The organism is Kutzneria sp. 744 (assembly GCF_000568255.1).
Classification (GTDB): domain Bacteria; phylum Actinomycetota; class Actinomycetes; order Mycobacteriales; family Pseudonocardiaceae; genus Kutzneria.
Map to the genome: position 1 here is coordinate 6,621,602 of NZ_KK037166.1, position 18,893 is coordinate 6,640,494.

An 18,893-nucleotide genomic window follows, 5' to 3' on the forward strand; every position below is an offset into this window, starting at 1 on the left:
CCGATGGGCGAGACGAGCAACGGCTCCAGCTCCACCCGCAGCACGGCCGTCCAGACGCCGTCCTGCCACGCCATGCCGACCGGCGCGCGCTCGTGGTCGACGGCGTGCGCGACGACAAGATCCGGCACCGCGAGCCGGAGCAGCGCGACGCGGGCGTCCTCGGCGCCGATGACCTTCGTCTCACCGTCGTCGTCGACGGGGACGGCCACGGCCTCGGCCGGCGAGCTGACCCGGCTGTGCGAGCGGAACAGGTAGCGGACCGTCAGGCCCACCCACTGGGTGAACCAGCGGCCACTCCAGCGGATGAACGTCAGGATGAGGGCCAGGCCGGCGATGCCGCCGGCGACCGGCAGCAGCGAGGTGTTGATCGCGAGCAGGCCGAGGCCGACGGCCACGCCGATCTCCAGCACGACGAGGTTGGCCACCGGCAGGCCGCCGATGCTCGCGCCCGCCTTGCGCCGGCGTGCCGGCGGCACGCGCCGCGGCGGTGGCGCTGCCGGCTGCGCCTGCGGCGGGGGCGCGCCGTTGCTGGGCGGCCCCGGGCGTTGCGTGGTGACGGACATCCGCTCGATCTTCCCCTCGGTGTGCGCTGCGATATCGGGCGATGGCCGATCGGGTCGTCCCGAAGCACACCCGGCCGGCACTGCCTCCCGCTATCCTGCGAAACCGTACCGCGAACAGGAGAGCTGCGAGCCGCGAATGCCTTCGACACCTACGAGCAAGTCCCAGGTCCAGGCGTATCGATTCATGCTGAGGCGGATGGAGTCCGCCTTGGTGCGCAAGGACTCGGTCATGATGCACGACCCGATGGGGTCGCACATGCGCTCGGCCGTGGTGGGCGTGCTGCTCGCCATGGTCGCGGCCATCGGCTTCGTCCTGTTCGCCGTGTTGAGCCCGGCGGGCTCGGTGCCCGAGGCCAACGGCGTCGTGATCGGCAAGCAGTCCGGCGCGGTGTACGCGTTGATCACCGACGGCAGCAACAACAAGCGCCTGGTGCCCACGTTCAATGTGACGTCGGCTCGGCTGATCCTGTTGGCCAACAGCAGCGGCGGCGGTGGCGGGCAGGCCGGGGCCGCCTCGCCCGCGGCGGCCACGCCGGCCGTGGTCGACGACGACGTGCTCAAGGGCCTCCCGCGTGACAAGAAGCAGGGCCTTGTGGACGGTCCGCAGATGCTTCCCGTTGGGCCGCAACGGGTCGGCAACTTCTGGGACGTGTGCGACACGCTGCCCGACAACGCCGACAAGAGCTCGACGCCGACCACGTCGGTGATCGGCGGCGTGGACGGGATCGGCTCGGAGATCAGCCTGTCGCAGCCACTGCTGGTCACCCCGGACCGGGGCAAGTCGTACTACCTGATCTACCGCAAGTCCTCGTTCAGCACGAGCCTCGGGCTGAATCACACGCGAGTGGTCAAGTCCGAAGTGGACCTGGACAGGGACAAGGCCATCGCCAACGCCTACCGGTTGCAGGAGCAGTACGCGCGGCCGATCAGCAGCGCGGTGCTCAACGCGGTCCCGGGCACGGTGCCGCTGAGCCTGCCCGACATTCCCGGCCGCGGCGAGCAGCCGACCAGCTACGAGGCACCGGCCGGCGCGAAGATCGGCGATGTGCTGCACACCGTCGAGGTCGACAACTCCGACCACTACTACGTGCTTGTGGCCGAGGGTCGGCACGAGGTCTCCCCGGTCGCGGCCGAGGCCATCTACGAGAACGGCGGCACCAAGCCGCACAACGTGGAGCCGGGCGACGTGAAGTCGATCCCGCTCATCCACACGCCGTGGGCGCTCGACGAGTTCCCGGTGGAGAAGGTCAATCCGGTCGACTACAACGACTACCCGGCGGTCTGCGCGGCCTGGAGCTATCCGAACAACACCCCGAGCATGACCATGCGCATCCTCGAAGCCGGCAAGCCGCTGCTGCCCAACAACGTCAAGCCGATCAAGCTGGGCACGCCGAGCACCGACGGCACCAAGGTCGCCGACTTCTACCTGCCCACCGGCCAGGCCGCCGTGGTGCGGGACAGCACCTCCACTTCGGACGAACGCACCGGCCCGGTGTACGTGGTCTCCGATCTCGGCGTGCGGTACGGCTTCGCGTCCTCGATCGCCACTATGACCCCGGACCAGGTGGCCGCGGGCGTCGGCCTCGGGGATCCGGCCAGCTACCCGCCGGCCCCGGACGCCATCGTGAAGCTGCTGCCGCAGGGCACCGCGCTCGATCCGGGCGCCGCGCTGCGCACCTACGACACCATGCAGCTGCCGGCCGACGCCGGCAGCTACCCGACCGCGGCGCCCAGCAACAACCAGCAGGCGCCGCCGGCCGGCGGGTCGGGGAACTGAACCGGGCCCGGGCGCGTCGAAGGGGCCGGAGCATTCGACGAGAGGGGACGGCGTGAGCGGCGTGCACATCGATCCGGACTGGATCGCGAGCTATGCCAAGACGGTGTCCCGGTCGGCGTCCGAGCTGGGTTCGGCGCGCGACGCCCTCAAGGGCGCGCCGCTGCCGGCCGACGCCTTCGGCCAGCTCGGGCGCAACACCGGCGCCGACACCGCGTACGCGCAGGCAGCGCAGACGCTGTCCGAGCAGCTGGCCCGTGCGGTCGACGCGCTGACCGCGGCGTCCGAGAGCCTGGCCAAGACCGCCGACCACTACGGCTCGCACGACCAGGACGTGGCGGCCCTGCTGAAGAAGGCGGGCGCCAAGTGAGCGCGTCGCCGGCCCACCTGGACTACCTGTCCCAGATCAGCCGCCAGCTGGGCGTGACCGATCCCGTCGAGGAGTACTACGCGCCGCTGGTCGGCAAGTGGTCCGCGCTGCGGGACGAGGCTGACCGCTGGCGCAAGGCGGCCAAGGTCGCCGGCGAGGTCACCGACACGCTGACCAAGTCCCTGGGTGGGCTGGACGCGTCGTGGCAGGGCAAGGACGCCGACTCGTTCATGGCCTACATGCAGTCCTACGGCCTGTCCGGGCACGACCTCGCCGACGCCATGAACGCCATGGCCGACGCCTTGCAGCAGACCGCCGACGGCGTCGAGCACCTGGTCGACCAGCTCGGCGACACCTTGGCCGAGAGCGCCGACACCGTGTCCGAGGCGCTGTCCGTGCCCGTGCACGGGGAGAAGCGGGCCACCGAGCACCTCGACGACCAGCACGAGCCGACCAAGCAGCTGTTCGAGTCCGAAGGGGATGGGGGATAACCGACTTTGCATAGTAACGGCCCATTGTGGAAAGACCAATCAGCTCCTGTGACTAAGGACCACCGCGTCGTGTCTGTACCATCCGCCCACGCCTGTAATGGGACTATGACAAACCTTTATAGAGCGCCGATAGAGGACAAGACTGGGCCGAGAAACGCGAGGAAGGGGATGGTTCCGTGTCGCCGCGATCACTCCCTATTTCGGCTATTGGACAGTCAAACACACTCCTAAGGGATGAGCTACAATTGATGCAAGCTTGGATAGCACTCTAATGAACTGCTATTACATATCAGCGTGTTTGTTGCTGTGAACATACACACAGCGTACCTAAGATACGGACGCGGATTCAAGAGTGCTTTTATCATCCCTGGCTCTTATAATGACGGGCCCACCCCAGTCCCAGACGTCCACAGCCATTGACGGGATGGGTATTGTAATCCTGCCTGGGGATTGCCGATCTGCGGTGGACACAGTCGCTATTTGGATACGCACGGTGACGCCTCAGTGAGGTGGGAGCATAGTCAGAGGCAATACTGACGTTGCCACACCTCTTGACGGTATTTTCGCCTAAGGCAGGATATCTGTTTGGTGCGCATTCCGCCATTACCACCAGCGCAGTGCCTTGTTCCATGCAGAATGCATCGATACCTTGCTGTGCCTCAGGAATCTCGAATGCGGGAGCGTAAGTCTGGAACAAACACTACGGGCCACTGTGGAACCAAAAACACCGCGCCTATGCAGGTACCTCGATGATGCAGGCATTGAGGTATATCTTGCGATTTCTGTGTTGCGGGGCGGCCGGCCGGTGGTTGCGGCGGGCCCGGTTCGTCGCGTGGACCAGGAACAGGGTGATCAGCAGCAGGGCGACGCCGATGAGCGTGCCGTACATGGCCCACATCATCGGGGACAGGCTCTTGACCTCGGCCACGCCGACGTCCGACGGGATCGACGCGGCCTTGGCCGTGGCCGGCGCGTTGGGCTCACCCGGGACCACGGCGGTCAGCGCGGCCACCGGGTCGACCATGCCGTAGCCGACCTGGTTGTTGCGGCCGGACGGCGTGCCCGGGTGCTGGGCGGTCATCTCGATGCGGTGCATCACCTGGTACGCGTCGAGATTGGGGAACTTGTCCCTGACCAGCGCGGCCAGCCCGGCCACGTACGGTGCGGCGAAGCTGGTGCCCTGCAACGTCTGCATCTGCCCGTTGACGGACTCCTGGTTGGCCAGGCCGGAGGTGCGGCCCGGGTCCAGGGTGATGATGCCGGTGCCCGGGCCGGCGACGCCGACCCACGGCCCCCACATGGAGAAGGCGGACGGCGCGCCCGGGCTGGGGCCGTCGGTGTTGATCGCGCCGACCGACAGCACGTCGCCTGCGAACCAGGCCGGCGACTCGATCCACTTGGGACGGTTGGGATCCGGGTTGTCGTTCTGCGTGTTGCAGGTCGCGCCCTGGCCCAGGTTGCCGGCGGCGGCCACGATGACCACCTTCTTGTCGTTCACCGCGTAGTGCACGATGCGCTGCAACAGCTTCTGCGAGCTCTGGTCGAGCGGGCCCATGTTCAGGGTCAGGCAGGCCGACAGCGAAATGTTGATGACCGTGGCGTGCTTCTCGACGGCGGTCAGGATGGCGTAGGCCAGTGAGGTGGAGTTACCGGCTCCGCGGTCGGTCTGGTCGGTCGGCGTCTTGACCTTGATCGACGGACTGGTCTGCCGGATCGGGAGGATCTTGGCCTTGGGGGCCACGCCCTGGAAGCCGACACCGGTGCCGGTGGTGTCCGCGCCGATGATGCCGGCGACCTCGGTGCCGTGGCCGTCGCAGTCGTCCTTGTTCACGCCGGTGACGCCGCCGAGGTAGTCAACCTTCGGCAGCAGCCGCCCGGTGAACTCGTCGTGCGTGTTCACGCCGGTGTCGATCACGGCCACGGTCTGGCTCTGCCCCGTGGAGTACTGGTGCGCCTCGTCCAGGCGCAGCCAGGTCTGGCCGTTGGGCGGCTCCTTGAGCTGCGCGCCGCCGCCGCTGGAGCTGATGCACTGCTGCTGCTCGGTGAAGGTGCCGTTGGCGACCCCGATGCCCTTGTCCGGCGGCACGTTGGCCGGCGCCCCCGTCTCGGTCAGCGCCGGCGGGGCCCACGCGTCGGAGTCGGCGGCGGGGACGGTGTTCTGGGCCAGCGCGGGCGCCAGGCCGGGGCCGAGCAGCGCGACCAGGACGGTCGCCGCCAGCGCGGTTGTCCGTGTGATCCGCATGATCCCCTCAGAGGTTCAGGTGGCGCAGCGTGCTGTAGAGGTCCATGACGGCCAGCGCCAGCGGCACCACCGAGGCGATGCAGACGGCCTCGAACACGTCGACGGAGCGGCGCAGCACGGGCGAGAACTTGCGGTTGGGGAAGGCGACGCCGAGCACCAGGGCGGCCGCGCCGACCACGACCAGCGTGCCGAACACCCACAGCAGCCGGCCGAACGGGTCGGACAGCGCGATCCAGCCGGCCAGCACACCGGCGCCGGCGACGATGCCGCTGGCCAGCAGGGCGACCGCCTGGCTGCCGTTGGCGTACGTGCGCGAGCGCAGCAGCATCACCAGCGTGACCGCGACGGCGAAGACCGGGCCCCATATGGTGCCGGAGGTGGCGGCCAGCACGGCGGCGACGGCGGAGGTCACGCCGGCGCCGATGATCATGCCGGTCATGTACTCGTGGGCGAGGCCGGCTCGCTTCTCGATCATGGCGTACTCGGGGAAGCCGCCGTCGTCCTTGAGGTCCTCGGCGTTGCTGGGCACGGTCGGCAGCGGCAGCTTGGCCAGCCGGATGGTGAAGCGCGGCAGCCAGGACAGCGCGACCAGCGACACCGCGGCCGCACCGGCGGCGACGCCGGCGATCGGCTGTGTGTCCAGCAGCGCGCCGACCAGGAAGGCCAGCCAACCGAGAGTGGACGCGGTGGCGGCCGCGATGAACACGGTCACGCCCGATCCGACCAGCAGGATGCAGGCCCAGGAAACGATCATCACCAGCAGGCAGGCCAACAACAGGCTCCACCGGGTGAGCTCGCCCGGGATCACGTACAGCCCGGCCACGAAGGCCATCGGCAGCCCGCCCGCGGCGGCGACGATCACGCCCGTCACGGGCACCTGGTAGACCCGGGTCAGCACGGCGCCGACCGCGACGCTGGCGATCATGCCGACACCGGCGGCGATCGCCGCCACCAGGCCGTAGCCGCCGGGCGTCAACGGGCCGGCCAGCAGCACCGCGACGGCCGCGCCGATCAGCGCGACCGTGCCGGCCACGTGGCCGATCCGCCTTGCGGTGTCGGCGGTCCACGGCCGGAAACTGTCCGGATTGGACTCCGCGATGGCGTCGACGACGTCGTCGTACAGCGGCGGCGGCGGATTCTCGGAGCGGCGGCGCAGTTGCAGCAGGTCGCCGTCCACGACGCCGAGCGAGGCCAGCGTGCGGCTCGCGTCCAGCGGCGGATCGCCCAGCTTGGCCAGGCACCAGCCACCGTGGCGCGCGCCGCCGTCCGGCTTGACCTCCTTGGCCATGTGCAACAGCATCGGCATCAGGTCGGCAACCGCGACGTCGGACGGCAACGCGACGTCGATCCGTGTCTGCGGTGCGACCACCGTCACCCGGCTGAACACCGTCGTACCGGTCGCCACCTGGGCCCCCTCGTCTTTCGTCTCGTGTGGACTCACCACCGCCGTGTGCGGTCGTTTCGCATCCGAACTCCGCGAACCGCCCGCGCGCCGTCGGTGGCCGCCCCTAGTATGGCCGCACCGGCGCGGCCGGGAACGGCGGTTCCGGTGAAGACGTTCCCATGGGTTTTCGATCCACCCCCGACCCGAAGAGGTGTGTCCCCGGTGAGCACGCTCCAGTTCAGGCGTTCGCCGCGCCTAGCCGCGCCCCGGCCGCCCGGCGGTGAGGTGCATCTGGAGCCGCCGCCCGAGCTGCCCCGGATCATTCCCGGCAACATCGTGATGAAGGTGCTGCCGGTCGTCATGATCGTCGCCTCGGTCGGCATGATGGGCTACATGTTCACGGCGCCCGGCGCCAAGAACCCGCAGACGATCATGATGGGCGGCTTCTTCCTCATCTCCACCGTCGGCATGATGGCCGGCGGCGCGGGCGGCGGGCGCGGCGGCGGCCAGCGCAAGGCCGAGATGAACGAGGACCGCAAGGACTACCTGCGCTACCTCGGTCAGATGCGGGAGCGCGCCCGGGACGCGGCCGACGAGCAGCGGGCCGCCCTGGAGTGGAACCACCCGGACCCCCAGGCCCTGTGGTCGATGGCCACCACGCGGCGGATGTGGGAGCGCCGGCAGAGCGACCCCGACTTCGGCCACGTGCGCATCGCCCGCGGTTCCCAGCGGCTGGCCACCCGCCTCGTGCCGCCGCAGACCGGCCCCGTCGACGAGCTGGAGCCGATCGCCACCCTGGCGCTGCGCCGCTTCGTGCGCGCCCACTCGATCGTGCCCGACCTGCCGACCATGATCACCATGCGCGGCTTCGCGGCCATCTCGCTGCTGGGCGAGCGGGAGCTCACCCGCGGCCTGGCCCGCGCCATGATCGGCCAGCTGGTCACCTTCCACTCGCCGGAGGACCTGCTGATCGCCGTGGTCAGCACGGGCCGGGCCAAGGACGAGTGGGAATGGTGCAAGTGGCTGCCGCACGCCCAGCACCCCACCGACGTCGACGGCATCGGCCAGCTGCGCCTGATGAGCGGCTCGCTGCAGCAGGTCGAGGACTGGCTGCACGAGCAGACCAAGGACCGCCAGCGCTTCCAGCGCAACGCCCCGCCGCTGACCGACCAACCGCACATCCTGATCATCGTCGACGACGGCGAGATCACCCGCGAGGAGCAGATCATCCTCGACGAGGGCCTCGTCGGCGTGACCCTGCTCGACCTGTCCGACTCGCTCGGCAACCTGGCCGCCCGCCGCGGCCTGCGCCTGGTCGTCGAACCGGAGCGGCTCGGCGCCCGCAGCAACGCCGGCGTGGAGTGGTTCGGCCAGCCCGACACGCTCACCGTGCCGGAGGCCGAGGCGCTGGCCCGACGGCTGTCGCCGTACCGGGTCGGCGGCCAGGAGGCCACCGGCGCCGAGGACCAGCCGCTGCTCAACGCCAACCCGCCCATCCTGGAGCTGCTGGGCATCCCCGGCGACCCGATGACGTTCGAGATCGGGCAGGCCTGGCGGCCGCGGCCCAAGTCGGACCGGTACAAGATCCCGTTCGGTGTCGGCGAGTTCGGCCAGTCCGTCGAGCTGGACATCAAGGAGGCGGCCGAGGGCGGCATGGGCCCGCACGGCCTGTGCATCGGCGCCACCGGTTCCGGCAAGTCCGAGTTCCTGCGGACCCTGGTGCTGGGCCTGCTGGCCACGCACTCGTCCACCGCGCTCAACATGATCCTGGTCGACTTCAAGGGTGGCGCGACGTTCCTCGGCCTGGACGACGCGCCGCACGTGGCCGCGGTCATCACCAACCTGTCCGGCGACCTCACCATGGTCGACCGCATGAAGGACGCGATCGCCGGCGAGGTGTCCCGCCGCCAGGAAGTGCTGGCCAAGGGCAACTACAAGAACGTGTGGGACTACGAGAGCGCCCGCGAGAAGGGCGCCGACCTCGACCCGCTGCCGGCCCTGTTCATCTGCATCGACGAGTTCTCCGAGATGCTGACGGCCAAGCCCGACTTCATCGACATCTTCCTCCAGATCGGCCGCGTCGGCCGGTCGCTGCAGATCCACATGCTGCTGGCCTCGCAGCGGCTGGAGGAGGGCAAGCTCCGCGGCCTGGACACCTACCTGTCCTACCGGATCGGTCTGAAGACGTTCTCCGCCTCCGAGTCCCGCGCGGTGCTCGGCGTGCCCGACGCCTACGAGCTGCCGCCGATCCCGGGCTCGGGCTACCTGGCCGTGCAGGGCGAGCCGATGACCCGGTTCAAGGCCGCCTACGTCTCGGGCCCGTACCGCCCGGCCGGCATGATCGCCGGCCCGGCCACGCCCGCCGGCATCAGCGGCGACCGCAGGCCCAAGTTCTTCGTGCCGGACTTCGTGGAGATCCCCAAGGAGCCGGAGAAGCCGCGCGAGGCGGTCAAGGAGAAGCCCAAGGACGACAAGATCGAGCCCAGCGTGCTCGAGGTCATCGTCGGGCGGCTCAACGGCCAGGGCGCTCCGGCCCACCAGGTGTGGCTGCCGCCGCTGAACGAGCCGCAGTCGCTGGACATGCTGCTGCCGCCGCTGGCCGCGACGCCGGACCGGGGCATCTTCCCGCAGGGCTTCCAGGGCTACCTGCAGATCCCGCTCGGCCTCGTGGACAAGCCGTTCGACCAGCGACGCGACCCGTTCTGGGCCGACTTCTCGGGCGCGGCCGGCCACGGCGCGGTCGTCGGCGGCCCGCAGTCCGGCAAGTCCATGCTGCTGCGCACGCTGATCATGTCGATGGCCGTCACGCACACGCCGGAGGAGGTCCAGTTCTACTGCCTGGACCTCGGCGGCGGCACGCTCTCGCCGCTCGAGGCGCTGCCGCACGTCGGCGGCGTGGCCAGCCGGCTGGAGCCGGACAAGGCCCGGCGCATGGTGGCCGAGCTCAGCGGCCTGATCTCCGACCGGGAGCAGCGCTTCCGCGCCGCCGGCATCGACGGCATGGTGGAGTTCCGCAACCGCAGGCGCCGCGGCGAGATCCAGGACGACCCGTACGGCGACGTGTTCGTGGTCATCGACGGCTGGCTGAACTTCCGGCAGGAGTTCGAGGCGCTGGAGCCGGCCATTCTCAGCCTGGCCGCGCAGGGCCTGTCCTACGGCATCCACGTGATGATCTCGGCCAACCGCTGGGCGGAGATCCGGCCCGCGGTCAAGGACCTGATGGGCACCCGGTTCGAGCTGCGGCTCGGTGACCCCAGCGAGTCCGAGTTCGACCGCAAGGTGGCCGTGAACGTGCCCGTCGGCCGCCCCGGCCGCGGCCTGACCCCGGACCGCCTGCACTTCCTGACCGCGTTGCCGCGCATCGACTCGTCGTCCAACGCGAGCGACGTCGGCGCCGGCGTGCAGGACGCCATCGGCAAGATCACCGCCGCCTGGCGCGGCCCGGTCGCGCCGAAGGTCCGGCTGCTGCCCGAGATGCTGCCCTACGAGCAGATGCCGTCGCCGCAACAGCAGCGCAACCCGCACCTGGTGCCGATCGGCGTCAACGAGGACGGCCTGGCGCCGGTGTTCCTCGACTTCGACAACGACTCGCACTTCTACGCCTTCGCCGAGGGCGAGTCCGGCAAGACCAACCTGCTGCGCACGATCGTGCGGGGCATCATGACCCGCTACACCACCACCGAGGCCGTCATCCTGCTGGTCGACTACCGGCGCACGATGCTCGGCTTCGTCGACACCGACCACCTGCTCAGCTACGTGGTGTCGGCCAACCAGCTCGGCGACACCATCAACGACGTCAAGAACTCGCTCAAGGGCCGGCTGCCCGGCCCCGACGTCACGCAGGAGCAGCTCAAGGCCCGGTCCTGGTGGAAGGGGCCGGAGGTCTTCGTCGTGGTCGACGACTACGACCTGGTGGCCACCCAGAGCGGCAACCCGCTGCAGCCGCTGTCGGAGTTCCTGCCGCAGGCCAAGGACGTCGGCCTGCACATGATCCTGGCCCGCCGCTCCGGCGGCGCCAGCCGGGCGCTGTTCGACCCGGTGATCGGCAAGCTGCGGGAGATCGCCGCGCCCGGCATGGTGATGAGCTGCAGCAAGGACGAGGGCGTGCTGATCGGCACCTACAAGCCGACGGTGCTGCCGCCGGGCCGGGGCATGATCGTCACCCGCAAGCTGGGCCAGCAGCTCATGCAGACCGCGTGGCTGCCGGGCGAGTGAGTTGACGGTCCATGTAGCGGTCGACTTCGGCACGTCGAGCACGTGCGTGGCGGTGGCCGTCGACGGCAAGGAGCCGCAGCTGGTCGTCCTGGAGGGCGGCACGCCGGTGATGCCGTCGGCGGTCTTCGCCGACCGCGGCGGCACGCTGTTCGTGGGGCAGGAGGCGGAGCGGCAGGCGGCGGTGGACCCGTCGCGCTACGAGCCGAATCCCAAGCGCCGCATCGACGAGGGGCAGCTGCTGCTCGGCGACACCGTGCTCAACGTGCTGGACGTGGTGCGGGCGGTGTTGGTGCGGGCCACCAACGAGGCGCGGCGGCTGGTCGGCGGCGCGCGGATCGACCTGCTGGTGCTGACCCATCCCGCCGACTGGGGCGCGGTCCGCACCCGGATCCTGCGCCAGGCCGGGCAGGGGCTGGGGGCGGAGCTGTCGCTGGTGCCGGAACCCGTTGCCGCGGCGGTGTTCCACTCGGCGTCCACGGCGATGCCGGACGGGACCGCGTTGGCCGTGCTGGACTTCGGCGGCGGGACCGTGGACGCGAGCGTGGTGCGCCGGCGCGGGGCCTCGTTCGAGGTGCTGGCCACCCGGGGCGAGCCGAACTTCGGCGGCGCGGACATCGACCAGGCGCTGCTGGAGCACGTCGGCACTCTGGTGTCGGGGTCGGATCCGTCGGCGTGGCAGGCGTTGATGGAAGGCCGGGAGATGGCCGACCGCCGACGCCGCCGGGTGCTGCGGCAGGACGTGCGCGGGGCCAAGGAGACGTTGTCCCGGCACGCCTACACCGATGTGCCGATGCCGCAGCCGTTCCCGGACGCCCACATCACGCGGGCCGACCTGGAACGCCTGATCGGCCCGCAGCTGGGGCGGGCGGCCGATCTGGTCGCCGACACCGTCAAGGCGGCGCGGCTGACCGCCGGCGAGCTGAGCACGGTGTTCCTGGTCGGCGGCTCCAGCCGGATCCCGCTGGTCGCGCGGCTGGTGCACGAGCGCACCGGCGTGCTGCCGACCACCTTGGACCAGCCGGAGACCATCGTGGCCCGCGGCGCGCTGCGGGTGGTGACCCTTGATCCTCATCGGACGGGCGCGTTCCCGGGGGTGCGGCCGCCGAGCGTGATGCAGCAGCCGTTGGAGACGCCGAGCCCGGGCTTCGCGGCGATCCCGGTGGGCGGGGCGGGCCCGATGCCGGCCGGCGCCTCCGACGTGACGCGGTCTTCCGATGTCACCCGGCCGGTGTCGATGAACTTCCCGCAGGTGCCGCAGGCGCCCGTGGCGGCGCGCAAGCGCGGCAAATGGCTGCCGTGGATCGTGGTCGGCTCCGTGGTGGTGGTGCTCGCCGCCGGCGTGGCGGTGTTCCGCCTGGTCACCGGCGGGCCGGACGGCAAGGACGTGGCCCAGTACGACTACCGCTTCACAGCCCCGCCGGGATGGAGCCAGATCGGCGGCGACGCCTCGTTCCGCGAGGTGAAGCTCAAGCCGGACGGCTCGACCGGTAGCGACCTGATCGCCGTGCAGGAGCGGGCGCTGAACTACGACGCCAGCACCCAGCGCGACCTGGCCGTCAGCCAGGTGCGGTCGGCGGTGGCGCAGGCCGGCTCCGAATTCTCCGATTTCTCGGACGCCACCAGCTTCGGCGGCAAGGATGTCCTCTACTACCGCGAGAGTGTCGACGGGGCATCGGTCGACTGGTACGTGGTGCTCAAGGGCAAGGCGCAGGTCAGCGTCGGCTGCCAGTACCCGCCCGGCGACCGCGACGCCGTGCTGGCCGCGTGCCGGCAGGTCGTGAGCACGCTGGCGGTGCAAGCCTGAGGAGGAGACGCCGTGCAGATCGGCGACGCGATGAGCCAGTTCCGGTCCGACGTGGATTCCGCCGTCGCGCGGGGCAGCCGAGCCGCCGGTGAGGCCAGGGCCCGCAGTGCGGCCACCCGGGGACAGACGCGGGAGCTGGTCGGCCGGGTCCGGGCCCGGCAGGCCCAGCCACAGCCGGCCGACCTGACGTCGCCGGGCCTGCGCCGGGCGGCGGCCTCGTTCCGGGCCGACGAGGGGCTGCCGGTGGACCGGCTGCCGGAGGGCACCGAGCTGCTCGCCCCGATGACGGCGACTACTCCCAGTGCCCCGAAGCCCCCTGCCGTGGCGGGTCGACGCCCCCGTCCGAGTGACGACGACGAGGACTTTTCGCAGGAAGGAATCATGTTCCGCGGCTAGTTCCACCCAGACCCGTTTACTTGAGCAACGGTTTGCCAAGAACCCGCGACGGGGTGGAACCGACCGTGGCACTGTCGTCGTCGCAGTAACCGTACGAACCAAGCACGCAGTACTCACCCAGATTGAAGGGGGCCCTCCCAATGTCCGGTGGTATGGGGACGAACTTCGCCGAGATGGCGAGCTGCGCCAAGGACATCGAGAACGTCGAGCAGGAGATCAACGCGACGGTCAACAAGCTCAACGGCGACCTCACCCCGTTGCAGTCCAGCTGGAAGGGGCAGGCCTCGATGGCGTTCCAGCAGCTCCAGGAGCGGCTGATGGAGGACGCCAAGAAGCTGAACCAGGCCCTGAACGACATCTCGACCGCGATGAAGACCGCGTCCGGCACCTACTCGCAGCAGGAGGAGGAAGCCTCGCACGGCATCAGCAACATCTCCAGCCGGCTGGGTGGCTGACCTCTCGTTTCGGCTGCGGCCGGAAAAGCGTCTTCTGCAATAGCGGCTTTGTCAGACTTCATTCAGGGGAGAACAACGTGAGCGACTCCGTTATCAAGGTCACTTTCGCCGAGATCCAGCAGGCGTCCCAGGACGTCACCAACGCGGCGAACACCGTGGGCAGCCACCTGGACACGCTGAAGAGCAAGATCGCGCCCATCGTCGCGGACTGGACCGGCGACGCGGCCGAGGCCTACCAGAACGCCCAGCGCAACTGGGACGCGGCGGCCAAGGACTTCAAGGAGACCCTCGAGGCGATCGGCGTGGCCGTGCGTCAGGCCGGCGACGGCTACGAGAGCGCCGAGGGCTCGGCCAAGAAGCTCTGGGGCTGAGACCTTCGTCACGCCCGCCCGTGCGGTGCCCGTGGACCCCGGGACGACTCGTCCTGGGGTCCACGTATGTGTTCCGACCACCCGTTTTGACCCTGCCGGGTCAGGCCGGGTATCTTCTTTCTTTGTTGTGCGGTAATGCGGCGCGAGGCTTGCTGCCGCGCGTGCACCAGCAGTCCATGACCGCGCTGGCGCGCCCCGCCGCAACGACAGCCCATGACACGAGCGTGGACCTGCGTAGGGTCGCGCCACAGAGTGAGTGACGACGAGGTAGATCCGTGCGCACGTACAGCCCGAAGGCCGGCGAGGTGAACCGCGCCTGGCACGTCATCGACGCCCAGGACGTGGTGCTCGGCCGGCTCGCCACCCAGGCCGCGACGCTGCTGCGTGGCAAGCACAAGCCCATCTACGCCCCGCATGTCGACACCGGTGACTTCGTCGTCATCGTGAACGCCGAGAAGGTGGCGCTCACCGGCAACAAGCGGGACCAGGCGTTCGTGTACCGCCACAGCGGCCACCCGGGCGGCCTGAGCAAGCGCTCCTTCGGCGAGATGCTGGAGAAGCAGCCCGAGCGTCTCCTCGAGCAGGCGATCAAGGGCATGCTGCCGCACACCCGCCTGGGTCGCGCCATGGCCAGCAAGCTCAAGGTCTACGCCGGCCCGGAGCACCCGCACGCGGCGCAGCAGCCGCAGCCGTTCGAGATCACGAAGATCGCCCAGTGACCGAGGAAGTTTCAGTGACCACTCCTGACCACGAGCCCGAGCAGGTCGCCGACGAGGCCGTCGCTGCTGAGGCCGTCGAGACCACCGAGGCTGCCGAGACCACCGAGGCTGTCGCCGAGGCCGAGGCTGCCGAGACCCCCGACGTTGTCGAGGCCGACGCGGCTGCTGCCGATGTCGAGGCCGAGACCACCGAGGCCGACGCCGTCGCCGAGTTCGACGCGGCCGTCGAGGCCGACGGCGACGAGGAGGTCGCTCCCGCCCCCGTCGCGCTGCCCAACCGCCTGATCCAGACCGTCGGCCGCCGCAAGGAGGCCATCGTTCGCGTGCGACTGGTGCCGGGTACCGGCAAGTTCACGCTGAACGGCAAGACGCTGGAGGAGTACTTCCCGAACAAGGTGCATCAGCAGCTCATCAAGGAGCCGCTGGTCACCGTCGAGCGCACCGAGATGTTCGACGTCATCGCCACGCTCGTCGGCGGCGGCATCTCCGGCCAGGCCGGCGCGCTGCGGCTGGGCATCGCCCGTGCCCTGATCGTGTTCGAGATCGACGACCGCCCGGCGCTGAAGAAGGCCGGCTTCCTCACCCGTGACCCGCGGGCCAAGGAGCGCAAGAAGTACGGCCTGAAGAAGGCCCGCAAGGCGCCTCAGTACAGCAAGCGTTGATCTTGTAACGCCCGGAACGGGCGGCGTGTGTCTGCGCTGTGTCCAATTTTTGGGCAGCAGACCACAGCCGCCCGCTCCGAAAAAATCCGGGGGCCGAGCCCCCAGACCCCGCCGGGGGCAAGCCCCCGGACCCCCACCGTGAGCTAGCGGCCACGGCCGGCGAAGCGAAGCAACCCCTCGGGGCCCTCGCGCGCCCTAGCCGTAGTCTGGCCGCCCCGTCGTTCCCCCGCCCCGGAGGTAGCAGCGTCCATGTCCCGTCTGTTCGGCACCGACGGTGTCCGCGGTATGGCCAACGCCGACCTGACCCCGGAGTTGGCGCTCTCGCTGGCCGCGGCGGCGGCCCGGGTGCTGGCCGAGCACGACACCACGCACCGCCCGGTCGCGGTGCTGGGCCGGGACCCGAGGGCCAGCGGCGAGATGCTGGAGGCGGCGGTGACCGCGGGCCTCACGGCGGCCGGCGCGGACGTGCTGCGGCTGGGCGTGCTGCCGACCCCGGCGGTGGCCTTCCTGGTCGCCGAGCTGGACGCGGACCTGGGCGTGATGATCTCCGCCTCGCACAACCCGATGCCCGACAACGGGATCAAGTTCTTCGCCAAGGGCGGCCTGAAGCTGTCCGACGAGCTGGAGGACGAGATCGAGGCCCGGCTCGACCGGACCGAGGGCCGCCCGACCGGCGCGGGCGTCGGCCGGGTCAGCGACGTGCCGGAGGCGGCCAGCCGGTACATCGACCACCTGCTGCTGTCGACCCCGCACGACCTGCACGGCCTGCGCATCGTGGTCGACTGCGCCAACGGCGCCGCCTCCACCACCGCGCCCCAGGCCTACCGCCGGGCCGGGGCCGAGGTGATCGCCATCCACGCCGACCCCAACGGCCTGAACATCAACGACGGCGTCGGCTCCACCCACCTGGACGTGCTCCAGGCCGCGGTCCTCGAACACGGCGCCGACCTGGGCATCGCCCACGACGGCGACGCGGACCGCTGCCTCGCGGTGGACAACACCGGCGCCGAGATCGACGGCGACCAGATCATGGCCGTGCTGGCGCTGGCCCTCAAGGACGCGGGTGAGCTCAAGGAGGACACGCTCGTCGCCACCGTGATGAGCAACCTCGGCCTGCACCTGGCCATGAAGGAGTACGGCGTGCGCCTGCTCACCACCGCGGTGGGCGACCGCTACGTGGTGGAGGAGCTGCGGGCCGGCGGCTACTCGCTGGGCGGCGAGCAGTCCGGCCACGTGATCCTGCCCTCGCACGCCACCACCGGCGACGGCCTGCTGACCGCGCTGCGGCTGATGGCCCGCGTGGCCGCCACCGGCAAGCCGCTGGGCGAGCTGGCCGGCGTGATGCGCCGCCTGCCGCAGGTGCTGATCAACGTGCGGGTGGCCGACAAGACCGCCGTCGCGGCGGCCGAGACCGTCAGCCGGGCCGTCGCCGAGGTGACCGCCGAGCTGGGGGAGACCGGTCGCGTGCTGCTGCGCCCGTCGGGCACCGAGCAGTTGGTGCGGGTGATGGTCGAGGCCCCCAGCCACGACGAGGCCCACGGCGCCGCGACCCGCCTGGCCGAGGTCGTTTCCGCCGTCGGCTGACCGCCGGTCACCACTTCGGTGATAGCGCCCTGCCCTGTCCGGTTTCTGTAATAGTGTGCGACGCATCGGCATGGTCGCGGCGTGGAACCGAATCGCGCCCCGCGGAGTCCGAGTTGTCGTACACAGCAGGGGGCAGGGGAGGACAAAGATCATGTCGGGCAGCGTCAAGGCCGACGGCCAGGCGATCACGACTCTCGGGTCGTACTTCCGAGATCTCGATGAGACGACCGCGGTCGGATATCGCACCACGCTGGACTCGGTGCACGTCACGGGCGACATCACGGGCAAGTCGTGCCCGCAGGCCGGTGACGCGGCCACGAAGGCCGTGCAGACCTTGAGCGCCAACATGAAGGACTTCGGTTCGCACGCGGAGGACATCTGCGCCGGATTGAACGCGACCGCGAAGAACTACGCCGACACCGATTCCTCGAATGCGTCCTCGATCTCGTCCGCGGGGGGTAACGCCTGATGGCCAAAGCAAGCAAGCACTCCCATCATTCGAGCTCGTCGTCGACCCATCACAAGGACGACGGTGGCAACACCAGCACCACCAAGCCCAAGAAGGACGACGAGGACACCGGCGGCACGCATCCCAAGAAGGACGAGGACGGGAAGCGACGCGGCAAAGGCCAGGACGGCCAGGACGGTGAAGACGGGCAGGACGGGCAGAACGGCCGTGGGGGCAACGGCGGCAATGGTGGGAACGGCGGCGATGGGGGCGACGGCGGAGACGGTGGCGATGGCGGGGACGGCGGCGACGGGGGAGAAGGCGGGGACACCAGCGACGGCAGCGGTGGGGACCCCGGCGGCGACCTGAGCGGCCGCTCCGACGACGTCTGCGACGCCCACGCCGACAAGCGCGACGGCTTCAAGCAATGGCTCGACCTCTACAACCTGTACACCGGCAAGAACCTCAACTTCGACACCGACATCGTCAAGCCGTTCGACCAGCCGCGCGGCATCGACTACGGCCAGCTGGCCCAGGCCGCGGACGAGCTCTCGCAGGTGGCGTCGGACTTCGCCAACACCCGTGACGAGATGAACGGCAAGGTCACCGGGGTCGTCGGCAGCTCGTGGCAGGGCGACGCGGCCAACGCGTTCGGCGCCTACATCCAGCAGTTCGGCACCAAGGCCCAGACCATCGACAGCGACCTGGACAAGCTGAGCCAGGCCATCACGTCGAGCACCTCGGCGGCCAAGCAGATCGTCGACGCCTACGGCCAGACGCTGGACCAGATCGACTTCAGCAAGATCCAGTTCGACCCGGTCACGCTGCTTGAGCTGATCGGCATCTACAAGGCCGAGAAGGGCCTTGACGACCTGGTCAACAAGCTCAAGGACGGCGTCGCCGACCTGATCGGCTTCGACTTCCCCGGCGGCTGGGCGCTGGACGCCGCGTGGGCGGTGTGCAGCACGCTGGGCGAGTGCATCCTGTGGATCATGGGCTGGGAAGCCGACATGTTCCTGCAGTTCATCGCCGGCCTGACCCAGAAGGTGATCGACTCCGGCTTCAAGGAGCCGTTCGAGCAGAACCTCCAGCTGCTGCAACAGGGTTCCAAGACCGCGGACACCGGCATCAAGCAGGCCTTCGAGGAGCTGATCTCCGCCGCCGAGGCGGTCAACCAGAGTCCGTTCTCGGGCCTGTCGGCGGTGCCGGAGGGCAAGCCGGAGCAGAAGACCGGCGGCGACCCCAAGGGCCCCGGCCACACCGGGGGCGGTCCCGGCACCGGGACCGGTGGCGGTGGCGGTGGCGGTGGCGTCACGGGTGGCGCCAGAACCGGAGGAGTTGGTTATTTAGGCATCTACCTCGGGTTTTTAATTTGTTGTATTTTTTTTTTTTTTTTTTTTTTTTTTTTTTTTTTT

General features: G+C 69.7%; 15 protein-coding genes and 1 pseudogene. 13 read left to right on the plus strand and 3 right to left on the minus strand.

What is annotated here, in order from left to right; genetic code table 11:
• A pseudogene (locus KUTG_RS61790) lies at positions 1-425 on the minus strand (type VII secretion protein EccE); the annotation flags it as partial.
• 274 nt (positions 426-699) lie between these two features.
• On the opposite strand from KUTG_RS61790, the gene eccB reads away from it, so the two are divergent.
• Genes eccB through KUTG_RS61800 form a run of 3 tightly spaced genes read left to right on the plus strand, consistent with a single transcriptional unit; the run spans position 700 to position 3,198 of the window.
• On the plus strand, positions 700-2,340 hold the full coding sequence (eccB, locus tag KUTG_RS30225) for a type VII secretion protein EccB (protein ID WP_255360945.1): 1,641 nt from the start codon (positions 700-702) through the stop codon (positions 2,338-2,340).
• 52 nt (positions 2,341-2,392) lie between these two features.
• Positions 2,393-2,707: a type VII secretion target gene (locus KUTG_RS61795; protein WP_043721582.1), complete on the plus strand. Its 315-nt coding sequence runs from the start codon at positions 2,393-2,395 to the stop codon at positions 2,705-2,707.
• A complete protein-coding gene (locus KUTG_RS61800) occupies positions 2,704-3,198 on the plus strand; it encodes a WXG100 family type VII secretion target (protein WP_052395576.1) in 495 nt (164 codons plus the stop codon). The genes KUTG_RS61795 and KUTG_RS61800 overlap by 4 nt, the downstream gene beginning before the upstream one ends.
• Before the next feature lie 733 nt (positions 3,199-3,931).
• Here the strand turns inward: KUTG_RS61800 and mycP are convergent.
• Both mycP and eccD read right to left on the minus strand, forming a co-directional pair.
• Positions 3,932-5,440 (minus strand): type VII secretion-associated serine protease mycosin, encoded by a 1,509-nt coding sequence (gene mycP, locus KUTG_RS30240; protein ID WP_052395577.1) that lies wholly within the window; start codon positions 5,438-5,440, stop codon positions 3,932-3,934.
• 7 nt (positions 5,441-5,447) lie between these two features.
• Positions 5,448-6,845, minus strand: a complete 1,398-nt coding sequence (gene eccD, locus KUTG_RS30245; RefSeq protein ID WP_043721585.1) for a type VII secretion integral membrane protein EccD — start codon at positions 6,843-6,845, stop codon at positions 5,448-5,450.
• A 201-nt stretch (positions 6,846-7,046) separates the two neighbouring features.
• On the opposite strand from eccD, the gene KUTG_RS30250 reads away from it, so the two are divergent.
• The 10 genes from KUTG_RS30250 to KUTG_RS59170 form a co-directional block, all read left to right on the plus strand.
• Positions 7,047-11,039 (plus strand): type VII secretion protein EccC, encoded by a 3,993-nt coding sequence (locus tag KUTG_RS30250; RefSeq protein ID WP_043721587.1) that lies wholly within the window; start codon positions 7,047-7,049, stop codon positions 11,037-11,039.
• A gap of 1 nt (position 11,040) precedes the next feature.
• Positions 11,041-12,843 (plus strand): type VII secretion-associated protein, encoded by a 1,803-nt coding sequence (locus tag KUTG_RS30255; protein ID WP_043721589.1) that lies wholly within the window; start codon positions 11,041-11,043, stop codon positions 12,841-12,843.
• Positions 12,844-12,855: 12 nt separating this feature from the next.
• A complete protein-coding gene (locus tag KUTG_RS30260) occupies positions 12,856-13,239 on the plus strand; it encodes a hypothetical protein (RefSeq protein ID WP_052395578.1) in 384 nt (127 codons plus the stop codon).
• Positions 13,240-13,391: 152 nt separating this feature from the next.
• Entirely contained in the window at positions 13,392-13,694 is a 303-nt protein-coding gene (locus tag KUTG_RS30265; RefSeq protein ID WP_043721590.1) for a WXG100 family type VII secretion target, read from the plus strand.
• Positions 13,695-13,771: 77 nt separating this feature from the next.
• Positions 13,772-14,065 (plus strand): WXG100 family type VII secretion target, encoded by a 294-nt coding sequence (locus KUTG_RS30270; protein WP_043721592.1) that lies wholly within the window; start codon positions 13,772-13,774, stop codon positions 14,063-14,065.
• Positions 14,066-14,340: 275 nt separating this feature from the next.
• Complete coding sequence (gene rplM, locus KUTG_RS30275; protein ID WP_043721594.1) at positions 14,341-14,784, plus strand: 50S ribosomal protein L13; 444 nt, start codon at positions 14,341-14,343, stop codon at positions 14,782-14,784.
• Between the two features lie 14 nt (positions 14,785-14,798).
• On the plus strand, positions 14,799-15,446 hold the full coding sequence (rpsI, locus tag KUTG_RS64090) for a 30S ribosomal protein S9 (RefSeq protein WP_232241032.1): 648 nt from the start codon (positions 14,799-14,801) through the stop codon (positions 15,444-15,446).
• Positions 15,447-15,695: 249 nt separating this feature from the next.
• Positions 15,696-17,030 (plus strand): phosphoglucosamine mutase, encoded by a 1,335-nt coding sequence (glmM, locus tag KUTG_RS30285; RefSeq protein ID WP_043721596.1) that lies wholly within the window; start codon positions 15,696-15,698, stop codon positions 17,028-17,030.
• 151 nt (positions 17,031-17,181) lie between these two features.
• Entirely contained in the window at positions 17,182-17,499 is a 318-nt protein-coding gene (locus tag KUTG_RS30290) for a type VII secretion target (RefSeq protein ID WP_043721598.1), read from the plus strand.
• Positions 17,499-18,893, plus strand: a 1,395-nt coding sequence (locus KUTG_RS59170; protein ID WP_198047358.1) for a WXG100 family type VII secretion target, incomplete at its 3' end; no start/stop codon positions are given. The genes KUTG_RS30290 and KUTG_RS59170, both read left to right, overlap by 1 nt.